A 12,589-nucleotide genomic window follows, 5' to 3' on the forward strand; every position below is an offset into this window, starting at 1 on the left:
TGTATTGAAAAGTGCAATTTCATAACTATTTTTGTTTTTTGGTGTATTCTTAAACTTTTTAATTAATATTTTGTAGAACTAAATAACAACGATTTATTATATCAATTTCTAAGCTTAAAAAATGTTTAATTATTATTTTTTATGCCAAATAGCTATAAGTAAGCTTTAAAAATATAGGGCTTTTTTTGTTACACTTACTTTTTACACTTTTGGCTTATTAAATACCGTATTTTAGGGCTTTTTTATAAAATGGATTAGATGAATTAGTCCGTATAGTATCTCATAAATGCCCTAAAATAGGCACTTTTAAGCACTTTGTTACACATGGCTTACACTTTTGATATTTTTCTAACCTTAAGAGGTTGTCAAAAGCTCGTATTTTAGGGGATTTTAAAAGGGAAAAAAGTTAAAAATGGTGCGGATGAAAGGACTTGAACCTTCACGCCGTGAGGCACCAGATCCTAAGTCTGGCGTGTCTGCCAATTTCACCACATCCGCACGTGTATAAAGAATGAAAGTTTATCTAAAAAATCTTAAATAAACCAAATGGTACGCCCAAGAGGATTCGAACCTCTGACCTACGGCTTAGAAGGCCGTTGCTCTATCCAGCTGAGCTATGAGCGCATAACAACAAAGTGGCGCGCCCGATAGGAGTCGAACCCATAACCTACAGATCCGAAGTCTGTCGCTCTATCCAATTGAGCTACGAGCGCCAAAGTGGGGTGAGTGATGGGAATTGAACCCACGACCCTCAGGACCACAATCTGATGCTCTAACCGACTGAGCTACACTCACCACATAGATGGTCGGGGTGAAAGGATTCGAACCTTCGGCCCCTTGGTCCCAAACCAAGTGCGCTAACCAGACTGCGCTACACCCCGAAGTATGTGTACCTACTTCATTGAAAAAGCGCATTTTAACCAAAATCTAGTTCAATGTCAATAAATTTTAGATTAAAATTTATTTTTTAGCAAGATATCTTTATTTAACACTTAAAAACGACCAAATTTAACTAAGCTAACAAAATTCACCAAATCAAATTCTAAGCTTTACAAGCTCATCTTTTATGCTTTTTTCAACGCGAAAGCTGTCTCTTATCTTTGAAATAGTCTTGTTTTGCACAAATTTATCAAGCCTTTTACTCTCAAGTAAATTTAAAACAGACTCTTTAAATTTGATAAAAATTTCAGCTAAAGCCCACGCCATAGCCATTTTCACATAGTATCTATCATCTTTTTCGTTTAAGCAAATTTCAAAAAATTTATTAAGCTCAAACGCCTCTAAATTTCTCATATAATAAACATAAAAAAAGCGCTTTTCATACTCCAAATTTGAGCTAAGACACTGCAAAAGAAGCAAATTTATAAATCTGCTATCTTTGAATTTTATCGCATCAAACTGATCACAGATCGCCCAATTTGGCATAGTTTTTACAAATTCGCTTGCTAGCTTAAATTTACTCTCATCATCTTTTATATCGATAATCAAAAACGCCTTGATAGCAAATTCTTCATGAAAAACAGGCTCAAAAAGACGAATTTCATCTAAGCTTACTTCTTGCGCAATTTGCTTTGCTACCCGTTTAAGAGTAGGCGTTCTAACGCCTAAAATTTCAGGCTGAGTTATTAACTTTTGCGAAAAAATCCTAAATTTCTCCTCGCTATGCGCTAGCAAAATTTCAAGCAATTTTTCTTTAAGATTCATAACCTATCCCTTCTTGGTAGCTTTTTGAGCTTAAAATACATATAGACCAAAAAGCATCCGGCTGTAAAATATACGTTGAAAAACATGCCGACCCAAATATCCACAAGCACTCCTTTTAGCACATAAACCACGAACGAAAATATGCAAATTTGAAGTAAGATAAGCCGCATGGCATTTAGCACAAACGCCATGATAGGCTGCTTTATCGCTTGTAGCGCGCTGCCTGAGATGTTTATGATCGCATATCCCAAAAAAGCAAAGGAATTTATGAGTAGATAGCTTTGTCCTGCGCTGATAACCTCCGGATTTGCGTCAAAAAGTGAGATGATATAAGTGCCGCAAAACACGCAAAAAGCACAAGCAAAAAGGCAGAAATAAAGCAAAATTTTAAGCGCGCTTTTGTAGCACTCTATCACGCGCCCATACTCTTTGGCGCCAAAATTTCGCGAGATGATGCTAAGGACTGCCGCAGCGATACCCACAGTAGGAAGCGCCACGATCTGCTCGATCCTAAGCGCAATACCGTATCCTGCGACTGCGTTTGTGCCGTAGTGGCTTATAAATTTAAGCAAGATAAGCCCGCCAAAAGACATCGAAAGATAGTTTAGGCAAGCAGGCACGGCTTGTTTTAAAATTTTAGAGTAAATTCGCCAGTCAGGCAAAAACATAGTCAAATTTTTAAAATCAATCATACCCGTATCGCGAACTTTTTTAGATAGATAAAGAGTGCCTAAAAGCTGCACGCTAGCGGTTGCAAGCGCTATGCCGCCAACTCCAAGATCAAAGATGTAAAGATAGACGTAACAAAAAAGAGCGTTTATAAAAAGGCCGACAAAAAGCCAATTTCTAAGCGTTTTCGTATCGCCAAGTGCTACCAAAACTCCGTTTAATCCCTTAATCGCCAAGAAAAAAGGAGAAGCCAAAAAAATCACCCTTATATACTCAAGCGCTTCGCCTAAAAACTCATCGTTTGCGCCCAAGAAAATGAGCAGTTTCGGAGTGATAATATAACCTAAAATTCCCATCGAGATAGCAAAAAGAAGTACAAAAGCAACGCCTTTTTGAGCGTAAATTTTAGCTAGAAATTCTCTTTTTTGCCCGAGTGAATTTCCAATGAGCGCAGTAAGCGCAGAGCCAAAGCCAAGCCCGATACCAACGACGCTAAGATAAAGCAAAAAGCTCATCGACATGCCTGCAACCGCAGTAGTTGAGATGGTAGAGGCAAAGTAAGTGCCCGTGACGTTATAAAGGGTGTTAAACATCATAGCAAGCCCGGCCGGCGTAGCTAGAGTGATGATAAGCGGTCTAATGGGGTCTTTGGTTAAATTCATGACTGAATTCTATCACAAATTTGGCTTGAAATTTAAGCGAATGATAAAATTGGCGCTGCCGTAAAAAGAAAGTAAATTTGCGCTTAACTAGCTTAAATTTAAGAAACTCTTTTGACCGCAAAGCAGCCAAAAGAGTAAATTTATCAGTGGTTTTCTATCTGGCGAGCTTTCTTTCTTGCGTAGATATTAAGAAGCTCAACAGAGAGAGAAAAGCCCATCGCAAAGTAGATGTAAGCCTTAGGCACGTGCAAGCCAAGACCTTCGCCAACAAGCGCAAATCCGATAAGGATAAGGAAGGCAAGGGCGAGAATTTTGATCGTAGGGTTGTTGTCCACGAAATTTGATATCGCCTTGGAAGCAAACATCATCACGCCAACTGCGATCATAACCGCAAGTATCATGATCTCGATGTGATCGGCCATACCAACCGCTGTGATAACGCTATCAAGCGAAAATACGATGTCAAGAATGGCGATTTCGGTGATGATGATCCAAAATCCAGCCGCTTTAGGCGTCTTTTGCTCGTGATGTTCGCCGGTTACGTTTGAGTGGATCTCAAGAGTGGATTTTGCGATAAGGAAAAGTCCTCCTAAAATTAGCACCAAATCCCGCCCCGTAATCGTAAAATCAAACACGGTAAATAGCGGCTTTGTAAGCTTCATAATCCAAAATAGCGAAAGCAGCAGCAATATCCGCGTAATCATCGCAAAGGCAAGTCCCATTATACGGGCTTTGTCTCGCTGATGAGGCGGAAGCTTGCCAACCAAAATCGCTATAAAAATGATGTTGTCAATTCCCAAGACTATTTCAAGTGACGTAAGGGTAATAAGCGATAGCCACGCCTCAGGAGAGCTCATCCATTCAAACATTTATTTTTTCCTTTTATTAAAATTTGGCTGATTATATAACAATTTAGTTGTTAGTTTTATGAAATTTTGCTTTTAATCAAAGCGCCTTTATATCGGCTACGAGTGCTTCAACCTCTTCTTTTTTGGTCGACCAGCTAGTACAAACCCTGATAAAATTTCGCCCGTCAGTCATTTTATAAATAAACTGAAATACATACTTTTGACTTAGTTTTTCAAGCCATTCATCACTAAGCGCGAAAAACTGCTGATTAGTTTGAGAATTTGACATAACCTCCACACCTTTATCCTCAAAGGCTTTTCTAATTTTAAGCGCGTAAGAAACGGCATTTTTACAAATTTCAAAGTAAAGATTATCCGTAAATAGCGCATCAAACTGGATTCCAAGCATCCTACCTTTAGCCAAAAGCGCACCACGCTGTTTCATTATATACCTAAAATCTTTTTTAAGAGTGTTGTTTGTAATCACCACAGCTTCTCCAAAAAGAGTTCCGCACTTGGTGCCTCCGATATAAAAAATGTCGCAAAACTCAGCAATATCTGCTAAATTTAGATCACAAAATTCGCTCATTATCCCATATCCAAGCCTGGCGCCATCTATAAAAAGTGGTAAGTTTAAGCTTTTGCAAACGCTACTAAGATCTTTAAGCTCTTGCTTTGAATAAAGCGTGCCAATCTCGGTAGGAAATGAGATATATACCATTCCAGGCTGAACCGTATGATGTCTTACAGGATCTTTTTGATGTAGTTCACAGCACTCTTTAACCTGCTCGGCCGTTATTTTTCCATCAATTGAAGGTAAAATCAAGACCTTATGTCCGCCAGCTTCTATGGCTCCAGCTTCATGGACGGCTATATGACCACTATCTGCAGAAATTACGCCCTGATGAGGACGTAAAATAGAGGCTATAACTATAGAGTTTGTCTGAGTACCTCCAACCAAAAAATGTACATCTGCATCAGGTTTTTGACAAGCATCTTTGATCTTTTCTATTGCTCTTTCACAATATTTATCACTGCCATATCCTAGACATTGATCGTTATTTGTCGCAACTAAATTTTGGATGATTTTAGGATGAGCCCCGCTTGCATAATCGCATTGAAAATATGTCATTTACTCTCTTTGATATTTTTTTAAAAACAAGATTATACAATAAAAATCGGAATAGAATTTGCAGAATAAATATTACTATCAATCTGACTTATAAAAATAATTATCTATTAAGTAGTTTAAAGATACAATTTTGTTTTTCTAAAGATAGAGATTAGAAGTGGTGACCCATACGAGACTCGAACTCGTGTTACCGCCGTGAAAGGGCGATGTCCTAACCGCTAGACGAATGGGCCACTAAATTAAGCGGAAGTGCAATTTTATCTAAGAAATATTTAAAATTAGCTTAATAGAAAGTACTTGATGAACAAATTTTTAAAAATCACATATATATTTTTAATATTATTTATATTTTCAGGCTGCGCTAACCTTCAAATCAGCAAGGTTTCAAACACTTTTGCTATAACAATTCTATCTCCCATTATAAAAATAAATGATGTAGGTTTTCTTCATAAAACCTCAAATTCTCTAAATTTACAAATTTACAGCTCTGCAGTAAATTTAGCAAATATAAAAATTTCCGAGCAAATTTGCATAAGCGCCGTCTGCTATGAAAAAAAAGATTTTAATAAAATATTTTTCCTAAACGAGCATTACGATGAGTTTTTTAGAGAGATTTTAGAGAGACAACCTATATATAATGGGCAAAATTTAGTAACAAATGAGTGCGGATTTAGCCAAAATCTAAGTAAATATTCAATACAATATGAAGTTTGCAATAAGAACATCCGTTTTAATGATGCAAAAAATAGAATAAAAATAATAATAAAAGAGCTTGAATGAAATATATTGGTGCACATGTAAGTGCGAGTGGCGGAGTCGAGAACGCTCCGCTAAATGCGATGCAAATAGGCGCAAACGCCTTTGCACTCTTTGTTAAAAATCAACGTCAATGGAGCGCCAAGCCGCTAACAGACGAAAATATCTCAAAATTTAAAGAAAATCTGAAATTAGCTCAAATTTCACCAGAGCATGTCTTACCTCACAATAGTTATTTGATAAATTTAGGTCATTTTGATAGTGAAAAGCGTCAAATTTCAATAGATGCCTTTTTAGATGAAATTAATAGAGTAGAAGAGCTTGGTCTAAAAATGATAAATTTTCACCCTGGCTCACATCTAAAAGAGATTTCAACCGAACAGTGTCTAGACAACATAGCCGAATCTATAAATTTTTTGCTTGAAAATAGCCAAAATGTAAAGCTTGTGATAGAAAATACTGCAGGACAAGGAAGTAATCTGGGCTTTAAATTTGAACACATCGCATATCTAATTAAAAAATGCTTCGATAAGAATAGAATTGGAGTCTGCCTTGATACCTGCCACACTTTTTCTGCTGGTTATGATATAAAAGATAGCTACGAAAAGGTTATGAATGAATTTGACCAAATAATAGGCGTAAAATATCTAAGCGCGATGCATTTAAATGACACAAAATTTGGGCTAGCATCCAAAAAAGATAGGCACGAGAGCCTTGGAAAAGGTTTTTTGGAGCTAAGAACATTTGAAAACATTATAAAAGACAAACGCACAGACAATATCCCGCTCATACTTGAGACGATTGACGAGAGTATCTGGGCGGATGAGATAAAAATTTTAAGAAATTTTATAGAATAGGAGAGCTATATGAAAAAATATTTATTGTTTTCTTTGGCGGCTTGTAGCCTTTTAAACGGTGCTGGGTTTAAACTACCTGAGCAAAGTAGCGATAGTGTAGCACTTTTAAACTCGAACATTGCAACGAGCTTTGGTCCTGATGCGGCCTATTTTAACCCTGCGAACATGTTGTTTTTAGATGATCCTAGACATCAGTTTGAAAGCTCGTTTTCATATTTGCAGCTAGATAACGTCAAATACACTCACTACGACGGCAAAAAATACAAATCAAGAAAATCAAAAGCCCTTCTTCCGACATTTCATTTCGTATCGCCTGAATATATTGCGAACTGGAAATTTGGTATATCTTTAGTTGTACCTGCAGGAATGTCGATGAGATGGGACGAGGATCTACCTAAGGCAACTTCAAAGAAATTTGATCTAAAGGTAATGGAGCTAAATCCTAGCGCCGCTTATAGAATTACAGATAATCTGGCTATAGGTTTTGGATTAAGAGCAATATATACAAAAGGAGAGGCCATTCAGGATATAAACTCTCCTCTTAAAGCAGACCAAGATATCAAAGGTGATGGCGTAAATTTTGGATACAACATAGCTTTGACATATAAACCTATCGAAAATTTAAGCCTAGCAGCCACATATCGCTCAAAGGTTGATATGAAACTAAAGGGAGATACCGATATCAAAGCGCCTGCTCATCCTCTAGGAGCATTTCCTGATGGCTCTTATAATGGCAAGGCTAAATTAAACGTTCCGCTTCCAGCATCTTTAAATTTGGCCATTTCATATGAGATCAAAGATACAACCCTTATGTTTGCTTATGAGAAAACTTACTGGTCAGCTTGGAAAGAGCTAAATTTCGACTATCCTAATGCTGGTGCATCAAATTACTCAAATCCATTTTTTAAAGCCTTTGATGAGCCAAAAGCTAGAAATTGGAAAGATACAAATACATATCGCTTTGGTATAGCTCATAATGCAACTCAAAAACTAAGAATCATGGGCTCTATCATATTTGATGAGGCGGCCTCTTTAAGTAGCACAACCAGCTTTGATTTACCTGATACAAAGGCCGTTGCATATGGAACAGGCTTTAACTACAAATTTAGCGAGGATTTAGAGCTTGGCATGAGCTACTTCTATCAAGATAGAAAAAAACGAGATGTGAAATACTATAGCGGCAATCCTAACTATCCAAATGGAACCTTTGAAAGAGGAAATGCTCAAGCTATAAATTTAGGTATAAAATATAAATTTTAAGGTATAAAATGAGTTATGTTTATCAAAATTTTTACGAGATGCTTAATGAATCTTGCAAGAAAAATCCAAAAGGTGTGGTAATTTATGGCGAGGGGTATAAAACTACCTATAGTCAGCTTAAATTTAGCATCGACAGAGTCGCAGCATATCTACAAAGTATCGGAGTAAAATTTGGCGATAAGGTAGCGATGATAGTCTCAAATTCGGAAGAATTTCTAATAAGCTACTTTGCAATATCTGCCATAGGTGCTGTCGCAGTACCAATAAATACATTCTTAAAACATGAGGAATTTGAGTATATCTTAAACGATTGCGGGGCGAAAATTTTATTCGCCTCCTCAAATTTATCAAAAGAGATTAAGGGGCTTGAAAGCAGAACAAATTTAGAAAAAATCATCTGGATAGGTGAATTTGGTAAATACAACGAATCAAACATAAGCTTTATAACAGCCCTTAGCTGCAAAATAGAGCTAGATCTGATAAAACAACCCGTATTAACCGATCTAGCGCATATCATCTACACTTCAGGCACAACGGGCAAGCCAAAAGGTGCGATGCTAAGCTATAAAAACGTATTTTCAAATATAATCGGCGCTACAAAGTGCTTTGATATCAACAAAAAAGATAGATTTATAGTCTTTTTACCTATGTTTCATAGTTTTACTCTCACCGTTATGGTTCTTTTACCTGTATTTACGGCAAGTTCGCTTATACTGATAAAGTCTGTTTTTCCATTCTCGAATGTTTTAAAACAAGCTCTTTTAAAAAGAGTTACAGTATTTTTAGGGGTTCCTGCGATATATACAGCTATAGGTAAGGCAAAAATTCCATGGTATTTCAAGTGGTTTAACTGCGTAAGGCTCTTTATCAGCGGTGCAGCTCCACTTGCAGAGCAAACCATAATCGACTTTAAAAAGAAATTTCCGCGCGCTAAGCTGCTTGAAGGATATGGTCTTAGCGAGTGTTCGCCAGCAGTCGCGATAAATCCAAGCAACAAGCAAAAGATAGCAAGCGTGGGGCTTCCTCTGCCGGGATATGAGATAAAGATCGTAAATGACGAGATGATGGAAGTTGCTACCGGTGAAGTTGGCGAGATCATCGTAAAGGGCGATTGTGTCATGCAAGGATACTTAAATATGCCTGACGCAACGGACGAAACGATAATGAACGGCTGGCTAAGGACGGGCGATCTTGGCAAGGTTGATGAGGAAGGATATCTATTTATCGTTGATCGCAAAAAAGATCTAATCATCTCAAAAGGCATAAACATCTATCCTAGAGAGATCGAAGAGGTGCTCTTTAAACTCGAAGCTATCGAAGCTGCGGCAGTTGTGGGCATACGCGACGCACACGCTGATGAAGAGGTTATCGCGTTTATTCAGTTTAAAGATGAAATGAGTATAGACGAAAAGAGTATCAGAGCTCATCTTAAAAAGCATCTAGCGAATTTTAAAATTCCAAAACATATCCATGTGGTTAAAGAGCTGCCTAAAAACGCGACAGGCAAGGTGCTAAAACGCGTGCTAAAAGATCAGATCGCAAAGGGCGAATTAAGTGAAATATCTTCTTGAATTTATCGGCTCAAACGCCAAAGACTCAAATTTAAGCGCGCTCATAAACTGCAATGAAAACGAGGCTAAAATCCTTCAATTTCTAAGCAGAGCCTACATAGACGGCAATGCTCAAAGTAGCGTTTATGACGTGCTTAAAGCGATTTTTGGCGAGGAAAAGTATAAATTTTTAGATCACTTAACAGACATTAGGTCTTTGATCGATAACGGCTGGATAAATCAAAGTTTTAGCATATTTAAAACTGCCGAAACCAAGCCAAATCAATCAAATTTACTCACTTTACTACACACGGAAATTTCACTCTCTGCAGCGTTTTTAAAAATTTTAGAAAACGGCGATGTTAGTATCAAAATGCCTGAGATTACGGCGTATGAGGATCATTTGGAGTATCTTAAAGATCAGTTTTTGCGTATTGAACTTTATGCTAGATTTGCTCTTTTTGATCCAAACAGCTCAAATGAGGCTAAAAATAGACTTGAAAAAGAGATACAAACTCTTAACGAAACTATAAAAAAACGCCTGAATTTAACTAAAATCATCCTTGTGGTTGAGCAAATTTTTAAAGAAAATTCGCTTGATGAAAAGGAGCAAATTATATTTTTAGCGCTTTTAAAAGAGGAGTACGCTGGCGAATTTGATAGCTCCCGCGATCTAAATGCGCTTACTAGCATTTTGGGCGGCGATGAGTTTCAAAGAGCTAAAAACCGCTCGCTTTTAGATGACGGCTCAAGGCTTATTGAAAGCGGACTGATTGATTACGATGAAGTGCTAAGCACGATAGGCAACATAACACGAAGCTTTTTTATAAACGATGACATTTTGCAGCGCATAATGCATCCAAAAAACGAGAAAAAGAGCAAGAAGCTTGAGCTCGCAAGCATAGTTAAAGAGCAAGAAATTTTCGAGCTGATCGAGCCTGCGACAAGTATCGATGATGTGGTGCTAAACGATAAAACAAAAGAGCTAATGGATGCGATTTTAAAGCAAGTTGATAAAAAAGTCTTAACGCGTCTTTCAAGCTGGGGGATTAAATCTCGCCGCGCCATAGACGTTAAGATCATCTTTTACGGAGCTGCGGGAACAGGCAAAACGATGAGCGCCATAGGACTAGCAAAGAGTCTTAAAAAGATGGTTTTAAGCTTTGACTGCTCTAAAATTTTAAGCAAATACGTGGGTGAAAGCGAACAAAACGTTCGTAAAATTTTTGATACGTATAAGGAAATTTGCGCTAAGAGCAAGAGCGAGCCAGTGCTGCTTCTAAACGAGGCTGATCAGTTCTTAAGCACAAGGACTGAGAGTTCAAGCGGGGCTGATAAGATGCACAATCAAATGCAAAATATATTTTTAGAGCAGATTGAGAAATTTGAAGGCGTCTTAATCGCTACGACGAATTTCTTGCAGAGCCTTGATAGCGCGTTTTCAAGAAGATTTGACTATAAAATAGAGTTTAAAAAGCCGGATTTTGCGGCACGCCTTGCGATTTGGCGAAAAGTAATGCCTGAAAATGCGAGCTTTGAAGATGGATTTGACATAAAAGAGCTTGCCAAATTTGACTTAAGCGGCGCGCAAATCATGCTTGTGCTTAAAAACACGGCTCTTAAAGTTGCCATTAGAGATGATGGAATTTTTACTCTTAAGGATTTTGAAAACGAGATAAAACGCGAAATTTCAAGCGCCTTTGACGAAGAGAAAAAAGTAGGGTTTTAAACTAATATTTTCAAATACAAAAAAATAAAATCAAGCAAAATTCGCTTGATTTTATGTAGTTTTATTAAACCGCAGCCTTTGGCGAGATGACTGAGTTATCGAAATTTGGCTCGGTATTTTCTTCCATTATGCGTAGTTTTTTGCTTCGCTTAATCTTTGCATCATCCTTAAATATCGCTCTAACCTTATCCATACCCGCATAAAAATCTCGCATCAAAACAAGACAGATATACTTACCGAAAAACGTAGGTTTAATTACTCCGTTTTCTTCATAGATAGCATTTACAAGCTTAAGCAAATTTAGCTCGACAAAGAGCTCTTTGTGGATGTTTGTACGGTTAAATTCGTTGTATTTGATTATATCAACTCCGCCGTCAAAAAGCTCGGTTAAGAAGATGTATTTCAGGCGATCTTTTTTAGTAAAGCTGCATTTTGCGATGACGGGGCTCTCATGGTTTTTCACTATCCTTCCGTAATCAAGCAAGTTAAACGCGTTTATAAGAAGCTCTCCATTTAAGAAGCTAAACGCACCGCTTCCGATTCCAAGATACTCATGGTGGCTTCCTACATATTCATCGCGCAAATTTGCGTTATCGCGACCAAACGCCCAGGCGTTACTTTGGTGATAGTCGCTGAAATTTTCGCAAATGAGCTCATAAAACTCGCGCTCGTTATCGCTATCATCCACGCCAAGTGAGCGAGCTATCGCGTCACGCGTAAGCGGAGACTTCATAAGCGGATAGAAAGTTATCTGCTCAGGAGCGATTGATTTTGCGATTTTTACATCATGTAAAAGCTGCTCTCTAGTCTGATTTGGCAGGTTAAAAATAAGATCAAGGCTTATCGTAGGCAGCACGCCCATAGCTTTTCTTAGCTTTTCTTGAAGATGCTCGCTTGAACCGAAGCGATCATATCTGGCAACTTTTTTTAAGATGTCATCGCTAAAGCTTTGCACACCGACACTTAAGCGGTCGATAAGCCCTTGAAATCTCTTTAAATTTTCAGGATCGATGTGGTTTGGATCGCTCTCGCACGATATATCTTTGATATCAAAAAGCTCTTTTGCAAGTACAAGTGTCTTTTCAAGCTCAGGCTCGTTTATAAGCGTGGTTCCGCCACCGACATACATCGAGGTAAAGTTAAATCCGGCCTCCTTAACCTGCCTCATCTCTTCGCGCAAATTCGCAAAATAATGCACCGCAAGCTCTTGTTCGTAATGATACTTGTGAAATGAGCAATAAGGACAAAACGTGTGACAAAACGGCACGTGCGCGTACAGCATATACTCAGTGTCAGGCTTTGGAATTTTGTTAAATTTATTATCTAAAATATTTATATTTAGCCCGTTATAAAGGGACTTTTGCATAGAATTATGAGCGTAATTAACTGCAAATTTTTCTATAATATTCTTAAAACCCATAA

The 12,589-nt window shown here is 37.7% G+C and carries 10 protein-coding genes and 6 tRNA genes; 5 read left to right on the forward strand and 11 right to left on the reverse strand.

What is annotated here, in order from left to right:
* Nucleotides 1-413 precede the first annotated feature (413 nt).
* From CDOM16189_RS08245 to CDOM16189_RS08290, 10 genes are all read right to left on the reverse strand, one after another.
* A tRNA-Leu gene (locus CDOM16189_RS08245) sits at nucleotides 414-498 on the reverse strand.
* Between the two features lie 49 nt (nucleotides 499-547).
* A tRNA-Arg gene (locus CDOM16189_RS08250) sits at nucleotides 548-624 on the reverse strand.
* A gap of 12 nt (nucleotides 625-636) precedes the next feature.
* A tRNA-Arg gene (locus CDOM16189_RS08255) sits at nucleotides 637-713 on the reverse strand.
* Nucleotides 714-718: 5 nt separating this feature from the next.
* A tRNA-His gene (locus tag CDOM16189_RS08260) sits at nucleotides 719-795 on the reverse strand.
* Between the two features lie 8 nt (nucleotides 796-803).
* Nucleotides 804-881: transfer RNA gene (locus tag CDOM16189_RS08265), tRNA-Pro, on the reverse strand.
* A 154-nt stretch (nucleotides 882-1,035) separates the two neighbouring features.
* Complete coding sequence (locus CDOM16189_RS08270) at nucleotides 1,036-1,704, reverse strand: DNA alkylation repair protein (protein ID WP_169976358.1); 669 nt, start codon at nucleotides 1,702-1,704, stop codon at nucleotides 1,036-1,038.
* A complete protein-coding gene (locus CDOM16189_RS08275; RefSeq protein WP_169976360.1) occupies nucleotides 1,701-3,035 on the reverse strand; it encodes an MATE family efflux transporter in 1,335 nt (444 codons plus the stop codon). Before CDOM16189_RS08275 ends, CDOM16189_RS08270 begins: the two co-directional genes overlap by 4 nt.
* A 143-nt stretch (nucleotides 3,036-3,178) precedes the next feature.
* Nucleotides 3,179-3,904 (reverse strand): TerC family protein, encoded by a 726-nt coding sequence (locus CDOM16189_RS08280; protein ID WP_169976362.1) that lies wholly within the window; start codon nucleotides 3,902-3,904, stop codon nucleotides 3,179-3,181.
* Between the two features lie 76 nt (nucleotides 3,905-3,980).
* Nucleotides 3,981-5,015 (reverse strand): threonine aldolase family protein, encoded by a 1,035-nt coding sequence (locus CDOM16189_RS08285; RefSeq protein WP_169976363.1) that lies wholly within the window; start codon nucleotides 5,013-5,015, stop codon nucleotides 3,981-3,983.
* 158 nt (nucleotides 5,016-5,173) lie between these two features.
* Nucleotides 5,174-5,248, reverse strand: a tRNA-Glu gene (locus tag CDOM16189_RS08290).
* 67 nt (nucleotides 5,249-5,315) lie between these two features.
* Here CDOM16189_RS08290 and CDOM16189_RS08295 point away from each other — a divergent pair.
* The 5 genes from CDOM16189_RS08295 to CDOM16189_RS08315 are packed head-to-tail and all read left to right on the forward strand — an operon-like array spanning nucleotide 5,316 to nucleotide 11,167.
* Nucleotides 5,316-5,795 carry a hypothetical protein gene (locus CDOM16189_RS08295; protein ID WP_169976365.1) on the forward strand — a complete coding sequence of 160 codons (480 nt, stop codon included), beginning with the start codon at nucleotides 5,316-5,318 and terminating at the stop codon, nucleotides 5,793-5,795.
* On the forward strand, nucleotides 5,792-6,628 hold the full coding sequence (gene nfo / locus CDOM16189_RS08300) for a deoxyribonuclease IV (protein WP_169976367.1): 837 nt from the start codon (nucleotides 5,792-5,794) through the stop codon (nucleotides 6,626-6,628). The genes CDOM16189_RS08295 and nfo overlap by 4 nt, the downstream gene beginning before the upstream one ends.
* A gap of 9 nt (nucleotides 6,629-6,637) precedes the next feature.
* A complete protein-coding gene (locus CDOM16189_RS08305) occupies nucleotides 6,638-7,888 on the forward strand; it encodes an OmpP1/FadL family transporter (RefSeq protein WP_169976369.1) in 1,251 nt (416 codons plus the stop codon).
* An 8-nt stretch (nucleotides 7,889-7,896) separates the two neighbouring features.
* Nucleotides 7,897-9,459 (forward strand): fatty acid--CoA ligase, encoded by a 1,563-nt coding sequence (locus CDOM16189_RS08310; RefSeq protein ID WP_169976370.1) that lies wholly within the window; start codon nucleotides 7,897-7,899, stop codon nucleotides 9,457-9,459.
* Nucleotides 9,443-11,167: an AAA family ATPase gene (locus tag CDOM16189_RS08315; RefSeq protein WP_169976371.1), complete on the forward strand. Its 1,725-nt coding sequence runs from the start codon at nucleotides 9,443-9,445 to the stop codon at nucleotides 11,165-11,167. The genes CDOM16189_RS08310 and CDOM16189_RS08315 overlap by 17 nt, the downstream gene beginning before the upstream one ends.
* 64 nt (nucleotides 11,168-11,231) lie before the next feature.
* Here CDOM16189_RS08315 and CDOM16189_RS08320 read toward each other — a convergent pair whose 3' ends face one another.
* A complete protein-coding gene (locus tag CDOM16189_RS08320) occupies nucleotides 11,232-12,587 on the reverse strand; it encodes a coproporphyrinogen III oxidase family protein (RefSeq protein WP_169976373.1) in 1,356 nt (451 codons plus the stop codon).
* Between the last annotated feature and the right edge of the window lie 2 nt (nucleotides 12,588-12,589).

This window comes from Campylobacter sp. RM16189, assembly GCF_012978815.1.
Lineage (GTDB): Bacteria > Campylobacterota > Campylobacteria > Campylobacterales > Campylobacteraceae > Campylobacter_A.